18 protein-coding genes are annotated in these 16421 nt (G+C 56.6%); 11 read left to right on the top strand and 7 right to left on the bottom strand.

Annotation, left to right across the window (positions count from 1 at the left end; translation table 11 throughout):
• Nucleotides 1-8 precede the first annotated feature (8 nt).
• From KO536_RS10320 to msrA, 3 genes are read left to right on the top strand one after another with little or no spacing between them, the layout of a single operon-like run.
• Nucleotides 9-1058, top strand: a complete 1050-nt coding sequence (locus KO536_RS10320) for a glycine betaine ABC transporter substrate-binding protein (RefSeq protein WP_326426914.1) — start codon at nt 9-11, stop codon at nt 1056-1058.
• Complete coding sequence (locus KO536_RS10325; RefSeq protein WP_219261851.1) at nt 1055-1975, top strand: homocysteine S-methyltransferase family protein; 921 nt, start codon at nt 1055-1057, stop codon at nt 1973-1975. The genes KO536_RS10320 and KO536_RS10325 overlap by 4 nt, the downstream gene beginning before the upstream one ends.
• On the top strand, nt 1972-2439 hold the full coding sequence (gene msrA / locus KO536_RS10330; RefSeq protein WP_219261852.1) for a peptide-methionine (S)-S-oxide reductase MsrA: 468 nt from the start codon (nt 1972-1974) through the stop codon (nt 2437-2439). Before KO536_RS10325 ends, msrA begins: the two co-directional genes overlap by 4 nt.
• A gap of 17 nt (nt 2440-2456) precedes the next feature.
• Here msrA and KO536_RS10335 read toward each other — a convergent pair whose 3' ends face one another.
• A complete protein-coding gene (locus KO536_RS10335; RefSeq protein ID WP_133078050.1) occupies nt 2457-2669 on the bottom strand; it encodes a hypothetical protein in 213 nt (70 codons plus the stop codon).
• A gap of 617 nt (nt 2670-3286) precedes the next feature.
• A complete protein-coding gene (locus tag KO536_RS10340) occupies nt 3287-4225 on the bottom strand; it encodes a LysR family transcriptional regulator (protein WP_219261949.1) in 939 nt (312 codons plus the stop codon).
• A 130-nt stretch (nt 4226-4355) separates the two neighbouring features.
• Here KO536_RS10340 and KO536_RS10345 point away from each other — a divergent pair, with 130 nt between their 5' ends.
• The 6 genes from KO536_RS10345 (at nt 4356) to KO536_RS10370 (ending at nt 8701) form a co-directional block, all read left to right on the top strand.
• A complete protein-coding gene (locus KO536_RS10345; RefSeq protein WP_133078052.1) occupies nt 4356-4631 on the top strand; it encodes a DUF2798 domain-containing protein in 276 nt (91 codons plus the stop codon).
• Between the two features lie 143 nt (nt 4632-4774).
• Complete coding sequence (locus KO536_RS10350) at nt 4775-5812, top strand: zinc-dependent alcohol dehydrogenase family protein (protein ID WP_219261853.1); 1038 nt, start codon at nt 4775-4777, stop codon at nt 5810-5812.
• Between the two features lie 251 nt (nt 5813-6063).
• Nucleotides 6064-6378 carry an acid-activated periplasmic chaperone HdeA gene (gene hdeA, locus KO536_RS10355; protein ID WP_133078054.1) on the top strand — a complete coding sequence of 105 codons (315 nt, stop codon included), beginning with the start codon at nt 6064-6066 and terminating at the stop codon, nt 6376-6378.
• Between the two features lie 246 nt (nt 6379-6624).
• On the top strand, nt 6625-7083 hold the full coding sequence (locus tag KO536_RS10360) for a hypothetical protein (protein ID WP_257622878.1): 459 nt from the start codon (nt 6625-6627) through the stop codon (nt 7081-7083).
• Nucleotides 7084-7165: 82 nt separating this feature from the next.
• Entirely contained in the window at nt 7166-7537 is a 372-nt protein-coding gene (locus KO536_RS10365) for a hypothetical protein (protein WP_257622879.1), read from the top strand.
• Nucleotides 7538-7552: 15 nt separating this feature from the next.
• Entirely contained in the window at nt 7553-8701 is a 1149-nt protein-coding gene (locus KO536_RS10370; protein ID WP_219261854.1) for a PQQ-dependent sugar dehydrogenase, read from the top strand.
• A 46-nt stretch (nt 8702-8747) separates the two neighbouring features.
• Here the strand turns inward: KO536_RS10370 and eco are convergent, their stop codons facing one another.
• Nucleotides 8748-9230, bottom strand: a complete 483-nt coding sequence (gene eco / locus KO536_RS10375) for a serine protease inhibitor ecotin (RefSeq protein WP_133078057.1) — start codon at nt 9228-9230, stop codon at nt 8748-8750.
• 195 nt (nt 9231-9425) lie between these two features.
• Between eco and pgm the strand changes: the two genes are divergently transcribed.
• Nucleotides 9426-11066 (top strand): phosphoglucomutase (alpha-D-glucose-1,6-bisphosphate-dependent), encoded by a 1641-nt coding sequence (pgm, locus tag KO536_RS10380; RefSeq protein ID WP_219261855.1) that lies wholly within the window; start codon nt 9426-9428, stop codon nt 11064-11066.
• A 66-nt stretch (nt 11067-11132) separates the two neighbouring features.
• On the opposite strand, the gene KO536_RS10385 is transcribed toward pgm, so the two are convergent.
• The 4 genes from KO536_RS10385 to KO536_RS10400 form a co-directional block, all read right to left on the bottom strand.
• Nucleotides 11133-13004, bottom strand: a complete 1872-nt coding sequence (locus KO536_RS10385; RefSeq protein WP_219261856.1) for a DUF3857 domain-containing transglutaminase family protein — start codon at nt 13002-13004, stop codon at nt 11133-11135.
• Between the two features lie 174 nt (nt 13005-13178).
• Nucleotides 13179-13652, bottom strand: a complete 474-nt coding sequence (locus KO536_RS10390; protein WP_219261857.1) for a YbaK/EbsC family protein — start codon at nt 13650-13652, stop codon at nt 13179-13181.
• 80 nt (nt 13653-13732) lie between these two features.
• Nucleotides 13733-14743 carry an NAD(P)-dependent alcohol dehydrogenase gene (locus tag KO536_RS10395; RefSeq protein WP_219261858.1) on the bottom strand — a complete coding sequence of 337 codons (1011 nt, stop codon included), beginning with the start codon at nt 14741-14743 and terminating at the stop codon, nt 13733-13735.
• Between the two features lie 54 nt (nt 14744-14797).
• Nucleotides 14798-15094 (bottom strand): helix-turn-helix transcriptional regulator, encoded by a 297-nt coding sequence (locus KO536_RS10400; protein ID WP_133078106.1) that lies wholly within the window; start codon nt 15092-15094, stop codon nt 14798-14800.
• A 307-nt stretch (nt 15095-15401) separates the two neighbouring features.
• On the opposite strand from KO536_RS10400, the gene hemB reads away from it, so the two are divergent.
• Nucleotides 15402-16376 carry a porphobilinogen synthase gene (gene hemB / locus KO536_RS10405; protein ID WP_133078062.1) on the top strand — a complete coding sequence of 325 codons (975 nt, stop codon included), beginning with the start codon at nt 15402-15404 and terminating at the stop codon, nt 16374-16376.
• The last annotated feature ends 45 nt before the right edge of the window (nt 16377-16421 follow it).

A 16421-nucleotide genomic window follows, 5' to 3' on the forward strand; every position in this document is an offset into this window, starting at 1 on the left:
GACTTAATGTGAAGACACACGTATTGCGAAACTGGGGCGCTGCTGCACTGCTGGCCTCCCTGATTCTTCCCGCCACAGCCCAGGCCAAGGACAAAATAGTCATTGGCGAGCAAAACTGGACGGGCGCTATCGCCATTCAGTACATCCTGGGGGAAGTGATCAAAACCCGTCTTGATGGCGATGTTTCGTACCTGGCAGGGGATGTCCCGGTGCTGTTCAGTGCCGCGTCCAAAGGCGATGGCTCGGTGGACGTGCTGACGGATATCTGGCTGCCCAACCAGTCGGCAGCCTGGGCGAAATACGTCACAGGCGGCACCCGGTCCCTGGTACCGAACACTCAACCCTACGCGGCCGTGCAGGGCTTTTATATTCCCGGCTATGTGCAGGACAAGTACGGGGTCAAATCCGTCTATGACCTGAAAAAACCGGAAGTGGCCAAGCTCTTCGAGCCTCTGGGCGGCGGCAAGGCCGAGTTGCTGGTGGGGCCTGCCGGATGGGAGTCGACTTACATCGGCCAGATCAAGGCCAAGGATTACGGGTTCGCCGACAAATTCGAGTCGGTGTCCACGGAGGCATCGGTGACCTACGCCAAGTTGGCGTCGGCTTACAAGGCGCAGCGTGGCGTGGTGTTCTATGCCTATACACCGGACTGGATCTTTTCGGCGTTTGACCTGCGTCGTCTGGATGAACCCGCGTTTGACGGCTATGCCCAGGACAACAAAAAAGATGACCCGCTGTACAAGGCCGATGGCTGCTGGAAATTCATCAGCCCGACCGTTGACCCGGACTGGCTGAACAAGAGTCAGATCACCTGCGCCTTCCCGGATGCCAGGGTTCACGTTCTGGCGTCCTCATCCTTGCAGAAACGCGCACCTGAAATTGCCGAGTTCCTGCGCAATGTGGCGATCGAGCCTGCGCAACTCAATGACCTGATTCTGAAGATCGAAAAGGAAAAACTGCCTGCAGATGTCGCCGCCAAGGCGTGGGTCCAGGCCAACGGTGCCATCGTCGACCAGTGGCTCGCCCCATCGGCGCCGAAAGTGAGTGCGATCCAATGAGCCACCCATCCTTGCGTTTACTCGATGGCGGCATGGGGCGTGAGCTGCAGCGGATCGGGGCGCCGTTTCGCCAGCCTGAATGGTCAGCGCTCGCGCTGATCGAGGCCCCCGAGTTCGTGCTCCAGGCCCATCAAGCGTTCATTGAGGCCGGTGCACGAATCATCACCACCAACAGCTACGCGGTGGTGCCTTTTCATATCGGGGATGAGCGCTTTGCCAGGGACGGACGCGCCCTGGCCGAGCGGGCTGCAGGCCTAGCCCGTGAGGCGGCATCCGGCAGTAGCGAGCCGGTCACGGTGGCCGGTTCTTTACCGCCAGCCCTGGGGTCGTATCGACCGGATTTGTTTGATCATCAACGTTCGGTCGCTATTCATCGCGAGCTGATCGCCGGTCTGCGGGCTCATGTCGATGTCTGGTTGGCGGAAACCCAAAGCTCCATCGCTGAAGTACGGGCTGTCGTGGAGGCGCTCGGCGCAGAAACCAAGCCACTCTGGGTCGCGTTTACCCTCCTGGATGAGGCCGACGAGCCACCGCGACTGCGCTCATCGGAGACGGTCGCCGATGCCGTGCGTGCAGCGCTCGAGCTGGGGGCGAGGGCAGTGCTGTTCAATTGCAGCCAGCCAGAAGTGATGGCTGCGGCACTCGCCAGCGCACGGGAAGTCATTGGCAGCGTGGATCAAGCCGTTGAGCTTGGGGTTTACGCCAATGCATTTCCTCCTGTCAGTACGCAGGCAAAAGCAAACAGCACCTTGCTGGAGATTCGCAGTGATCTGGGGCCTGAGTCATACCTGCACTGGTCCAGGTCGTGGGTGGTGGCAGGCGCCAGTATTGTTGGAGGGTGCTGTGGTATCGGGCCTGAACATATCGCGCAGTTGCACTCGCATCTGCTGCCGCAAAAAGAGGAGGTCAGCCCATGACTGATGTTCAAGAAGACGTGAATGTTGAGCAGGCTACTTTTGGTGCGGGCTGTTTTTGGGGGGCTGAAGCCGCGTTTCGTTTATTGCCGGGCGTGATCGACAGCCGGGTCGGTTTTGCCCGTTCGCCCATAGATGGGGCAGCGTGGATTGAAGTGGTGCAAGTTGACTTCGATCCGGGGGTGATTGCTTACAGTGGCCTGATCGAACAGTTCTGGACATTGCATGATCCGACTTCGTTCGATCGTCAGGGAGCGGATGTCGGGGTGAAGTACCGTTCGGCCTTGTTTTCCAACTCCGATCAACAAGCCCGGTCAGCACTGGTCGCCATACAGCAACTGGATGCCAGCGGGCGGCTGGGAAAACCGGTGGCCACGGTGATTCTTGCACTGGGCGAGTTTCAAAAGGCAGATGAAGATCAGCAGCGTTATCTTGAAAAACACGGTGCCAGCGCCTGCGCTATCTGAACGGCTTGCGGGTGTGCTCAGTGAAGAGTGACCGCACGGCGACTTTCGCCAATCCTGATCCTGTCCAGCGCACGGTTCAAAGCATCCAGTGCATCGATCAGGGCTTTGGCCTCGGCTACCCGATCCTCTCCCCACAGGCGCTCAGCCATTTTGTTCAGGGCCTGAATTGAGCGTTCTATGTCTGCTGCGGTTACGGCCGGGGTCTCTGCGGGTTGCTTCTTCTTTGGCATTATCTGGACTTCTTGGGCACGGGCTCGATGAGCCTTGCGTTCAGGCATGGCTCATCAACCGGATAGCCAACAGGTGACTTCAACCCCCCTCCGTAGGCAAGGGGGGGAATAGATGCAGGCAATTGTACTGGCTTGCTCGCGTAACAACAGGATGGGAGCTTCCCCATTGCGCTTGCGAGACCTCTGGGTTTCAACAGGCATATAAAATGCCTGCGATTTATGTGCAGGCGAGCCGCGCAACGAGACTGAAAGCCGTTAGCGGCTAATGCGGATTTTTTTGTGTGTCACTTCACAAACAAATGTACCCGTGTTCCCGCGGAGAACGTACAGGGTGGCCCTGTAAAAGGCAGAAGGGCGCGTGCAGTGCAGATCACGCAGCTTGCGGTAAGCCCACTTCCACCCTCGTTTAGTTGTGGCGCTCATATGCTTCTTCCTTGAATGGCATTTTTAACTAAGTCTAACAGTACATTAAAAAATAGAATGCCCCCTTACTTTGGTATTTTCATCTGCTGAACACGAATGTGTGAAAGAGTTAACTGTTATAGGTTTTTTTGGATGTATTAAATTATCATGTTAATCCAAAGAGATACTGCGCTATTTTGGTGCGTACAATAAATTCATACAGTAATAAAACTGTCTTTAGTCCAGCGTTGTTCAATGTGTGCCGTCAAATAGTCCAGGAACGCTTTGACTTTTGGCGTCATGGCGGCGCGATCCTGGACACACGCATAAATATCCAGGGGTTCTGCGCAGGACTCGGTTGATTCATGGCTACTTTCAAGCAGTGTCACCAGTCGACCTGACTCGATAAAGGGGGCCGCCAGGAACTCGGCAAGGCGCGCAATCCCTGCGCCGTGAATCGCCATTTGAGTCAGCGCATCGATATCATCACTGATCGCGGTGACGTTGAGCGCTGCGTAGTAGTGCTGGCCTTCGCGGATAAACCCCCAGCGCAGGAAGCGCCCGTCCAGCGGGTAGCGGAAGGCCAGGCAGGCATGCTGCTGGAGTTCCTCGGGGGTACGGGGGGCACCGGCTCGGGCCAGATAGGCCGGGGAGGCGCAGATGATGAAAGGAACGGAAGCGATTTTGCGCGCAACGATGCCTTCTTCCAGTTGCGGCTTGATCCGCAGGCTCAGATCAATGCCGTCCTGGATATGATTGATCTTGCCATCGGTGGTACACAGCTCCAGGGTCAAACGCGGGTAACGGTTAGCAAAGCCCGCAACCAGAGGGGCCAGCACATGCCGTCCGAATGCGGATGTCGACGCAATGCAAAGCCGCCCTTGAAGTTCAGTTTCTCCAGTGCTGATGGCCCTGTGCGCTGACTCAAGGTCGGACGCGATATGTCGCACCCTTTCATAGTAAGTCGCTCCCTGTTCGGTGAGCGCCATGCTGCGTGTGGTGCGTTGCAGCAGGCGTGTGCCGAGATGTTCTTCCAGCCGATTGATGGTCTGGCTGACGGCCGCTGCACTAAGACCAAGATTTTTGGCTGCGCCTGCGATGGAGCCGGTTTCGACCACTTTGATAAAGCTGGTAATTGCCGCTAGCAGATTCACTGTGGGGGGGCTCATAAAGGCTATTCGTAAGTTTTTATTTATAAAGTAACTGTCGATAGGCGTCTAGTTGCCGGTTTTTGATCTTGTTAAGGTGCATGACTCCTGAAAATGAAGCTGGATAAGGTCCCATATGACATCAAAAGTAACTGCTGAAACCCCGATTTCGAAACGTCTGAAACTCTCTGTACGGGCTACGCCCTACGTTTTCGCGTTTTACATGTCGACGATCATGGCCTTCCTGATGTCGTTGGTGATTACGGCGGCAAACGCCGGTATTGAGCACGATTATCTAAGCAATGTGCTGCATGCCTATCAACTGGCAATGCCTGTCGCGTTCCTGTGCATTCTGGTGGTGCGGCCGATTGTGGTGAGGCTGGTGTCTTTCACGGTTCATCCGCACCGTTAGTCCAAAAAGGCTTTTTATGACCTGCGGCAAGGGCGCTGTCGAAAAAGGCTGCTTAACTGCATCAATGATTTTAGGGGCTGCCACTCGGGGTGCACCTGAGTGGCAGTGCTGATTATTTTTTGATCAGGTAAAGGATGGCCATCATGAAAGCGCTCACTTATCTGGGGCCTGGCAAAAAAGCCTGGGCCGATATCCCCCAACCAGTCATCGACAAACCGACCGACGCCATTGTTCGAATCCTGCACACCACCATCTGCGGCACAGACCTGCACATTCTCAAGGGCGATGTGCCTGAAGTTACCCAGGGGACAGTCCTGGGTCATGAAGGGGTGGGAGTGGTCGAAGCGGTCGGCTCTGCCATTCGCAACTTCAAGCCCGGTGATCATGTGCTGATTTCCTGCATCACCTCCTGTGGCAGCTGTGCAAACTGTCGGCGTCAGATGTACTCCCATTGCGCCGATGGTGGCTGGATCCTGGGGCACACCATTGACGGGACGCAGGCCGAATATGTGCGCATCCCCCATGCCGACAACAGCCTCTATCCGGTGCCGGCAGGTGCGGATGAGGAGGCGTTGGTGATGCTGAGTGACATCTTGCCAACCGGGTTCGAAATTGGCGTGCTTGCCGGCAAGGTCAAGCCGGGTGACAGCGTGGTCATCGTCGGTGCAGGACCGGTGGGCATGGCGGCGCTGCTGACGGCGCAGTTCTATTCTCCGGCCCAGTTGATCATGGTGGATGGCGACACCAATCGACTTGAAGTCGCACAGCGCTTTGGCGCGACGGATGTGATCGATATCACGACCCAAAACGCAGTTGAACGCATTTTCGAGCTGACCCACGGGGTCGGTGTGGATGTCGCGATCGAAGCAGTGGGTATTCCTGCCTCCTTCGATACCTGCCAATCGGTTATCGCACCGGGGGGTAGCATTGCCAACGTGGGTGTCCATGGAAAAAGCGTTGAACTGCACCTGGAAAAGCTATGGATCCAGAACGTCACCATCTCGACCGGGCTGGTTAATACCAATACCACCCCCATGCTGATGAAAACCGTGCAGTCCGGGAAAATCGATGCCGGGAAGTTGATTACTCACCGCTTTGCGCTGTCTGACATTCTCCAGGCGTATGAGGTGTTCGGGAACGCGGCAAAAGAGAAGGCAATGAAGGTCATTCTTTCTCAATAATGCACGTTAAAACAGCGTCGATTATATCGGGGCTGTTTTAACGGTTCGGTACATGAATGGCGGATTTATAGACTGGCCGCTGCTCGCGTTAGTGTGCCTCTTGTTTGTTCGGTTAACTTGAGCTCAAGGGGTAAAGTGATGTTTTAAAGAGGATGATTTTGCTGTTATTTTTGACAGAAACATCATTCGATACTATGTTTTTTGCGGCACAACACATGTTATTGAATCTTTGACAATAGGGATATTTGCATATGAAGAAGCACATTCTGTTAATGGGCGCTGTGGGTCTGGCTGCACTGTCAACACTGGCTCAGGCTGAAACCAAACAGCCCGTCGCAAAATGGACGTGCGCGGATTTCCTGGCAGTGGATGAAAGCTTCCAGCCGACCGCTGTCGGCCTGGGTGAAGCCATCAACAAGAAGGGCAAAGTTGAAGATGCGGTGCTGGACGTGGACGGTATCGCAAAAATCACACCTCTGGTCGTGACTGCCTGCAAGGAAACCCCAAAAGAATCCTTCGTCTCCAAGCTCAAGGCTGAGTGGGACAAAGTCAAAAAAGACGTGTAACCCGCGCCTGGCCTGTACTTCGCAAGAGTACAGGCTACTTCTCTGTACGATGGCCCCGTCAGTGGCTAAAAACATCCCCGCCTTTGTGAATTTCCTTCGCTGTTACCCCTCTACATGAAGACAGGCCTGCCTTGCTGGTCAGAAGGGCGTAGTAGACTACGCTGGTTTTATTTTTATCTGTCGGGGGATCCTATGTTAATCAGGTCATTAGCCGAGCTCGATCGTATACGTGACGAGTGCCGGTCCATGGTCACCAAGCGCTCGGCAGTTTCTGCAGGTGCGGCTGCAATCCCGATACCCGGGCTCGATATCGGTACCGATGTCGCATTGCTGGTTGAAATGCTGCCGGCTATCAACAGCAAATTCGGCTTGACCCCCCACCAGATCGAGCAGATGGACTCACGGTCCAAGCGCCTGATTGTGGTAGCGGTCACCGGGATTGGCAGTGAGGTGATCGGCAAATTCATCAGCCGAACGCTGGTCATGTCTCTGGTGCGCAAGATGGGCGCAAAAGTGGCAACCAAGTCAGTGATTCGCTTTGTCCCGTTTGTAGGGCAGGCGGTGGCGGCAACCATCAGTTTTGGCGTGATGAAACTGGTCGGCAATGGCCATATCGAGGATTGCTATCAAGTGTGCCGCGAAGCCCTCCTGGCGCAGGCGAGGGAGTCAACGGTGATCGAGATTGGCCCTGAAACCGATGCCTGACACGTTTTGTTATCTTTGAAACCGAACCTGTGACGTGCTTGACCCTCAAAGCTACACGGTCGTGCAAAAAGCGGAGGACGTGATGAACGGTGTCAGATCCAGTCTGTTGTTTCTATTGATGGGCGGCGTACTTGCCTTCCAGGCACAGGCACAAACGTTTTCGAACCCTGGGGCCCGCCCAACACTTGCGGGCCATGCTGGGCTAATGGCGCAAAACACCTTGCCAGCCAACACGCCGCCTGCCAACAACGTCATCCGCCGCATCAATCCAAACAGCCGGCAAGGCACGGGGGCTTCCGTGCCAGGCGCAACAGGTCCCTCTACAGCTCCCACGCTGCGAACCCCTTCAATCGAGAACGGCAAGATCGGTAATGGTTATCCACGTAGCCAGACACCGCCAGCGACCGTCAAGCCCACCGTGCCGTCGTTACAGCCCAGAGACAAACCTCAATAGAACAAGGAATAGCTAATGTTGAGAAAAACCTTGCTGGCCACTGTGTGCGCCGCTTCGCTACTCAATATTGCGTTCACGGCCCATGCCGATGCGCAGAAGACGTTTACTTCCGAGTCTGGAACTGTCACCGCAACCCCGGTCGTCGAGGGGCTTGATCATCCTTGGGGATTGGCGTTTCTGCCCGATAAACAGGGCATGCTGGTCACCGAGCGGCCGGGAAATCTTCGCGTTGTGAGCCCTGATGGAAAGCTGTCTGCACCGGTATCCGGTGTCCCGCAGGTGTGGGCCAAAGGGCAGGGCGGCTTGCTCGATGTGGTGCTGTCGCCCAGTTTTGCAGAAGATCGCCTGGTGTATTTGTCTTACGCAGAAGGCGGTGAAGACGGTAAAGCAGGAACCACCGTCGGCCGCGGGCGCTTATCGGAGGATTTGACCCGCTTGAGCAACTTTGAAGTGATCTTCCGCCAGGAGCCAAAACTCTCTACCGGTAATCACTTTGGCTCGCGCCTGGTGTTCGACCGGGACGGCTATCTGTTTATCGCCCTCGGGGAAAACAACCAGCGTCCGACATCCCAGGACCTGGACAAACTGCAGGGCAAAATTGCGCGTATTTTTCCTGACGGGCGCGTTCCCAACGACAACCCTTTTGTCGGCAACAAGGACGTGAGGCCAGAAATCTGGTCGTACGGCCATCGTAACCAGCAAGGCGCCGCCCTCAATCCCTGGACCGGCACCCTGTGGACTCACGAGCACGGCCCAAAAGGGGGAGACGAAATCAACCTGATCGAGCGTGGTAAAAACTATGGCTGGCCGCTGGCTACCCACGGGATTGACTACTCGTCGAAACCTATCTCCGAAGCACAGGGCAAAACCGTCGAAGGTACTGTGGGGCCCCATCATGTCTGGGAGAAATCCCCCGGCATTAGCGGTATGGCCTTCTACGATTCAGACCGCTTCAAGCCCTGGCAGCACAACCTGTTTATTGGCGCACTTGCAGACAAAGACCTGATCCGGCTGCAGCTGAGAGATGGCAAGGTGGTGCATGAAGAGCGGTTGCTGGGAGATCTGAAGGCACGTATCCGCGATGTTCGCCAAGGTCCGGACGGCTATGTGTATGTACTGACCGACGAGGATGATGGCGTGCTGTATCGGGTAGGGTTGCAATAACCTTCAATCAAGGCGGGAGCGGGCAAGCCCGCTCCCGCAATGACACTTATTCGCTCACGGCCTGCTTGATCTGCTTGGACGCAGACCAGATCCGGTAACGCACTTCGATGTCCTTGGGGACGTAGACCACGATAGGCAGTTTGCTGTTGTAGCGCAGCATGAAGCCATCACCGACCACCGGAACAAACTCGGGATGTGCCTTGCCTTCGGGGCAGGCCATCATCGTGCTCATGGGGCCGGTGACCTTGTTCAGGCGATACATCGGATAGCCCCAGCCCTTGAGGGTTTTTTCTTCCAGCTTGCCGCCCAGGCGCTGCTGGTTGCAGTCGACCTGTAATGTCTTGCCCGCAATGATCTGAACCTTGTAGTCGTCTTCATTTTTCTGTTTTGGCAGATTAATGACCTGGCGGCTAAAACCCGGTTCGGCTTTAGGGTAGGGGGCGACGTCTTCCAGTTTGGCTGCGTTGGCCACACTGCACAGCGTACTCAGGGAGAGTAATACGGCTGCGCTGATCACCAGTGGTTTCATGGTGCTTTCCTTAATTCAGAGCTGAAATGTACATCCAGAAGAGTTAAACAAGGTGTCTGGATCAAGCTCAGACAACCAATAGTGCATTAAAGTGCAAAACAGACCCCTTGGTGTGGATAGATTACTTCGCGCCAATGTCGAACTGCCAGTAAACTGCCTTTTTTCCTCCGAATCATTAATTTCCCGAGGTTTTGCATGACACTCAGTCCTCTTGCGGGCAAACCGGCCCCAGCTCAATTGCTGGTCGACATACCGCGACTGGTGACCGCTTATTACACCGGTCAACCCGATGCATCGATCGCCACCCAGCGTGTCGCCTTTGGTACATCCGGACACCGTGGCAGTTCGTTCGAGCTGAGCTTCAATGAGTGGCATGTATTGGCCATTAGCCAGGCCATATGCCTCTACCGTCAGATGAAGGGCATCAATGGTCCGTTGTTTGTCGGTATCGACACTCACGCGCTGTCGACTCCAGCGGGCGCCAGTGCCCTGGAAGTGTTTGCGGCCAATGGCGTCGAAACCATGATCGCCGCTGACGATGAGTACACGCCGACTCCGGCCATTTCTCACGCAATTATCTGCTACAACCGTGGCCGCACCACCGGCCTGGCAGATGGCGTAGTGATTACCCCGTCGCACAACCCGCCAGAAAGCGGTGGTTTCAAGTACAACCCGCCTAACGGTGGCCCGGCCGATACCGATGTCACCAAATGGATTGAAGCCAAGGCCAACGAACTGCTCGCGGCCAGATTGGCCGGGGTCAAGCGCATCAGTTACGAGCAGGCGCTCAAAGCCAGCACGACGCATCGCCATGACTACCTGAACACCTATGTTGCCGATCTGAAAAACGTGATCGACATGGACATCCTTCGCGGCGCCAACTTGCGCCTGGGCGTTGATCCCCTGGGTGGCGCAGGTGTGCATTACTGGTCCGCGATCGGCGAACACTACGGCTTGAATCTGGAAGTGGTGAACACCACGGTCGATCCGACTTTCCGCTTCATGTGCGTGGACTGGGATGGCCGGATCCGCATGGACCCGTCCTCCAGCTATGCCATGCAAGGTCTGATCGGGCTTAAAGAGCGTTTCGACGTGGCCTTCGCCTGTGACCCTGATCACGACCGCCACGGCATTGTCACGCCATCAGGCGGCCTGTTGGCGCCGAACAACTATCTGGCGGTGTCCATCGACTACCTGTTCCAGAATCGCCCGCAATGGCGCGCTGATGCTGCGGTGGGCAAGACCGTGGTCAGCAGTGGCCTGATTGACCGCGTAGCTGCACGCCTGGATCGCCGCTTGTATGAAGTGCCGGTGGGCTTCAAGTGGTTTGCCGATGGCCTGTTCGAAGGCTCGCTGGGCTTTGGCGGCGAAGAAAGTGCCGGTGCCTCGTTCTTGCGCCTGGACGGCAGCGTCTGGTCCACTGACAAGGATGGCCTGATTCCGTCGCTATTGGCCGCAGAGATGACGGCTCGTACAGGTCGCGATCCGTCCCAGCTGTACCAGAAAATGACCGAAGACCTCGGTCTTCCGTTCTCGACCCGGGTCGATGCCAAGGCAACCCCGCAGCAAAAAGCGCTGCTGGGCAAATTGTCACCTGATCAAGTCAAATCCACGCGCCTTGCCGGTGAAGACATTACCCGGATTCTCAGCCATGCCCCGGGCAACAATCAGGCAATCGGCGGGCTCAAGGTCATGACCGAAAACGGCTGGTTCGCTGCACGTCCTTCGGGCACTGAAGACATCTACAAAATCTACGCCGAGAGCTTTATCGGCGACGAGCACCTGAACCGCCTGGTTGAGGAAGCTCAAGTGCTGGTAGACACCGCCATCGCGTAACACCCGCAAAAAAAAGCCTGGCCCCGCAATGGGGCCAGGCTGCTTGAAGGACCAGGCTGGCAGGTATCAGCCTCTGGTACTGAGTTGCACCACTTGTTGCATGTTTTCGTTGCAGGCACGGGCCTGCTGGAGCATGGCTTCGAACGGCGCGCTCATGATTTCGTCATGACTCAACCAGCTGTGTTTTTGCGTGATGGAGTACTGGTAGCGGTATTTATCCTTGCTGCGTTTGCTGCTCAGTTCCATATCAAACCACGGTGAGTTCACCTTGCAGGACTTGATTTCCTTGCCGACCTTGGCGCCCGAAAGGGTGATGTCGTAGGTCAGTTTCTCTGGATCGGCCATGTACAGGTCAGCCAGTTGCCCGGTGCGGCGATAGTTCATCAAGCTGTCCCAGCGCTCACTCATGAATGCCGGCTTGTAGATCTGCTGCCCGGACAGGTTCTCCAGTGCACGAAGGTTGGTCAGGGTGGCGTGTACCGTGTAACGCTCGGGCACCACAAAGCCGGTTTTATCCCGACTGATCTTGCAGTCAGTGATCTCTTTGCCAAAGTGGTTGCACAGGTTCAGGTCGGTAGCACTGACCCCCGAATCAGTGTCGGCGTAGCTGAGTTGCATCAGCGTCATCTGCCCCATTTCGACTTCAGCGGTGGTGCGAGCCTGGCCATCGCGATTGAAGTGCTCAAACTTCTTCACGTCCATGCTCAGGCTCGGTTGCTCTTCAGGGATGTAATCCTGGCGCACCTTGCCATCGGCATCGATGACCAGCGCCCAGCGATTCTGGATGTCAGGCATGCTGCGGCCCGGCAAGAACACGGGGTTGGTCGGATCAAGCCACCAGACCTGGCCATTGACTTCAGCCCGCACGATGGCGTGATTGGCTGAACTGGTACCAGGCAACAACAGGCCCAGCGGGTTGCTGCCCCGGCTGACCCAGGCTGTTTGGGCGGTGATGCCGCTGGCTTTCAACATGGCGGTCAGCAGTACCGAAAGGTCCTTGCAGTCGCCGTAGCCACGGTCTTCGATCTCGCCCAGGGTGAACGGCACGTAACCGCGATCAGTGGCGCGCCAGTCGCCCATGTAGCGGTATTGATCATGGATGTATTGCATCAGCCCGGATACTTGTTGGGCGGGCGGTAGCCCCTTGAGCCCTGAAACGGTCTTGGCGGCGCTCGCAGGCAGCCCGGCAGTCACGATTTCGTTGTAGCGTTTGGCGAGGTTGCCAAAGTGATCCTGTACCTGGCTGGAACTGCCGATTTCAACCCGGGGCATCTGGCGGATGTAGGCGTTGCCGGCCTCATTGATGTAATTCACGAAGCGGGGTTTTTTCTGCTCGATCACGAGGGTCTTGTTGTCGGCAGACGGGGTGAACGTGAAGTCTTCCATCATCTCGCTGCGCCACACAATCGGCTGCTCGGCGGTAAACGTGCTTTTAAAGCCATCCGAGCGGGCAGGGGACGGGCCAAACGTCATGAGGTAATGGAAGTGGTCCATCAGCGGCTTGCCCACCGTATGCTCGCGTACGGTGTAGGAGAGCTCGGTACCAATGCGCAGGTTCGGGAAAGCAATCGAGGTCTGGCTGGCCCGCAGGAAACCTTTGTCCGGGTTAGGCGCCATGCGCGTGTCGATTTGGGATTGAGCCAGGGCCACCGGCTTGGCCCCGGATTGTGTGGATTGAGCGTTGATGATTTCCAGTTGATCCGTTTCAGGGAAACTGAAGTCGATACGTGACAGCATCTCTCGGCCATTGTTGGTGAGGATGGTGTAACGGTAGGTCGTGGTGCAATCGGTGCTGGTGTCTTTGTTGAAATGGCAGGTTCTTTGCGTTTCGCCCGCCAGGGCAGCCTCTGACTCTGGTTGCAATGCCGCGAAAGCCGGCAGGCTGACGATCCCCAATGTTGCGCAAATCAATGATTTGCTGAAAGTAAAGCGGTGCATGAGCGCCTCAGGTTATTCCCTTAAAACAGCACCCTGCGACGTTTTAATGTTTTTGAAATGGCGTTAGAGGGTGCTGCGCGAGTAGCGGATGATAATCGATCGCAACTGTATTTTCTACATTGTCGAACAATTAACACCGCTGAAAGGCCCGCGCTAGAGCATTTCACCTGTGTTTTAAGCGGCAGGGAGAGGCTGGCAGACGTCAACCCACTGCGCGTTGACCAGGTCGGCCATGCGCGACGGGCAAATCTTTACGGCAGTGTGAGTGGCCCCGGCCGCGGGCATGACTTCAGTGAAGCTTTGCAGGGAAATGTCGCAGTAAACGGGCAATTCAGTCGCCAGCCCGAAAGGGCAGACGCCCCCCACAGGGTGGCTGGTGAGTGCGACGACCGTTTCGGCGTCCAGCATTTTGGCTTTGCTGCCCAGGGCGTCTTTCATTTTCTTGTTGTCGATGCGTGCATCACCCCGTGCCACCAGCAAAACATTGCGTTCGCCGACTCGAAAGGCCAGGGTTTTAGCAATTTGACCGGGCTCAACGCCATGGGCTTCGGCAGCCAGTGCGACCGTCGCCGTGCTCGTGGTCAATTCGATGATGTGCAGGTCGGGGGCGTTGGCGTGAAAAAAGGCGCGTACGGATTCAAGGCTCATCGGGCTAGGCTCTTTGGGCAAAAGCCTGAATCTAGAGAAGCCGATGGCGCACTGTCAATGCGCCACCGGTCAAGGGGCGGTTAAATATCCAGAATGATCTTGCCGAAATGCTGGTTGGTTTCCTGGTACTTGAACGCCTCGACCATGTCGGTCAGAGGGAAGTGACGATCAATCACCGGGTGCATGCCGTTGGCATTGATCGCACGAACCATGTCTTGCTGCTGGCTGCGGCTGCCGACGAGTACCCCTTGCAGGCGAACTTGCTTGATCAGCATCGGTACAAAGTTCATCGCGCCGCTGACACCGCTGAGGATGCCAATGATCGAGATATGCCCGCCAACCCGAATGGCGATCATCGACTGCTCAAGGGTCGCAGGGCCGCCAACTTCAATGATGTGGTCGACACCGCGGCCACCGGTCAGGGCCAGGGCTGTCTCGCCCCAGAGCGGGTCTTTGCGGTAGTTGATGACATGGTCTGCGCCCATGGCTTTCAGGCGCTCCAGTTTCTCGTCGCTGGAGGAGGTGGCGATCACCGTGGCACCGGCCATTTTGGCGAATTGCAGGGCGAAAATCGAAACGCCACCCGTGCCTTGAATCAGCACCGTGTCACCCGGCTTGAGGGAGTCATCGGCCATCAACGCGCGCCACGCAGTCAGGCCTGCGGTGGTCAGGGTCGACGCCTCGGCGTGGCTCCAGCCGGTGGGTGCCAGGGTGAACGATGTAGCTTTGGCGGTCACTTGCTCGCGGGCATAACCGTCGATGCCATCGCCGGGTACGGTAACGAAACCTTCAACCAGCGGGGTGCCGGCGATCCATTCCGGGAAAAAGGTGCTGACCACCGAATCGCCGACCTTGAACTCGCTGACATCGGCGCCCACCGCAATCACTTCACCTGCACCATCGGCCATGGGAATGCGCTTTTCGCTGGGTCCCCACATACCGCTTACTACTGCAAAATCGTGATAGTTCAATGAGTTGGCGCGTAAACCTACAGTGATTTCACCACGGGCCGGCGCACTGACTTCGCTGCTGCCAACGACTACATTGTGATAACCGCCGCCAGGTTGGACGAAGATGGTTTTAGTGCTCATGGGATTTCCTCATGTTTTTACATTGCGCGAAATAACGAAATGTATAGGTAAAAATTACAACTCGATTTTCAGCCTAGCTGCAAAGTCATCGATCGCCTGTTCATTGCGTCGATAGTACGTCCACTTGCCAATGCGCGTAGTCAGGACAAAACCTGCACGTTGCAAAATGGCCAGGTGCGCTGACGCCGTAGAAGGGGACAGCCCGGCCTTGTGCTGCAAATGGGTCACGCACACGCCAATCGCGGGATCGCCGTGATCCTGAGGCGGGAAATTGCGGAGCGGGTCTTTGAGCCACTCCATCATTTGCATGCGAGTGTCATTACCCAGGGCTTTGAGTTGTTCAAGAATCATGGGGGCGATACTACGCTTTTTTCCGAAATGTTCAACCGGCGGTGATGCCATCGCGGGCAAGCCTGGCTCCCACAGGTCCGTGTTGTAATCTGACAGGGCAACTGTGGGAGCGGGCTTGCTCGCGATGCAGGCAATGGGTTTTACCTGAAGCACCGCTGTAATTAGGCTCCGTTCCCCAGTAAACACACCCCGCGACAACCGGCCGCACGTAGGGCGGATGTTTTGCAATTGCGGGATCAATCCTGTATTTGTTCCGCCATTGAGCCAAGGCTCGTCTGTTTTTTGAATCTGCCCATCAGGAACCATGATGCCTAACCAGTTCCCCGCCGTTCGTCCGCGCCGCCTGCGCCGCTCCCAGACCCTTCGCGACATGTTCCAGGAAACCGAATTCAGCCTGAACGACCTGGTGCTGCCGATTTTCGTCGAAGAAGAGATCGACGACTTCGTGCCCATCACCAGCATGCCTGGCGTAATGCGTATTCCTGAGTCGAAACTGGCCGGTGAAATCGAGCGTTATGCCCGTGCGGGCATCAAGTCGGTGATGCTGTTCGGTGTGTCTCACCATCTGGATGCCACTGGCAGCGATGCAATGCGTGAAGACGGGCTGGTGTCGCGCATGGTGCGCATCAGCAAGGATGCTGCGCCGGACATGATCGTCATGAGTGACACCTGCTTCTGCGAGTACACCTCCCATGGTCATTGCGGCGTGATGCACGACCACGGTGTCGACAATGACGCGACCCTGATCAACCTCGGTAAACAAGCTGTAGCGGCTGCCGCTGCCGGCGCGGACTTTATCTCGCCATCGGCCGCAATGGACGGCCAGGTGCAGGCTATCCGCAGCGCTCTGGATGGTGCCGGCTTTATCGATACCTCGATCATGGCGTACTCCACCAAGTTCGCCTCGGCACTCTACGGCCCGTTCCGTGAGGCGGGCGGCAGCGCCCTTACCGGCGATCGCAAGTCGTACCAGATGAACCCGATGAACCGCCGTGAAGCGATTCGCGAGTCCCTGCTGGACGAGCAAGAGGGCGCAGACGTGCTGATGGTCAAGCCTGCCGGTGCTTACCTCGACATCATTCGCGATATCCGCCAGGCCTCGCATCTTCCTTTGGCGGCGTATCAGGTCAGCGGTGAGTACGCGATGATCAAGTTCGGCGCTCAGGCGGGTGCCATCGACGAAGCACGTGTGGTGCGCGAAAGCCTGGGTTCGATCAAGCGCGCCGGTGCTGACATGATCCTGACTTACTTTGCAATGGATCTGGCCTTGCAGGGGATCTAAGCTGCAGGCGGCAAGTCGGGAGTCGATCGCGTTGCCCGGGCTTGC

Origin of the sequence: Pseudomonas sp. NKUCC02_KPG (assembly GCF_019345465.1) — a bacterium.
GTDB lineage: Bacteria > Pseudomonadota > Gammaproteobacteria > Pseudomonadales > Pseudomonadaceae > Aquipseudomonas.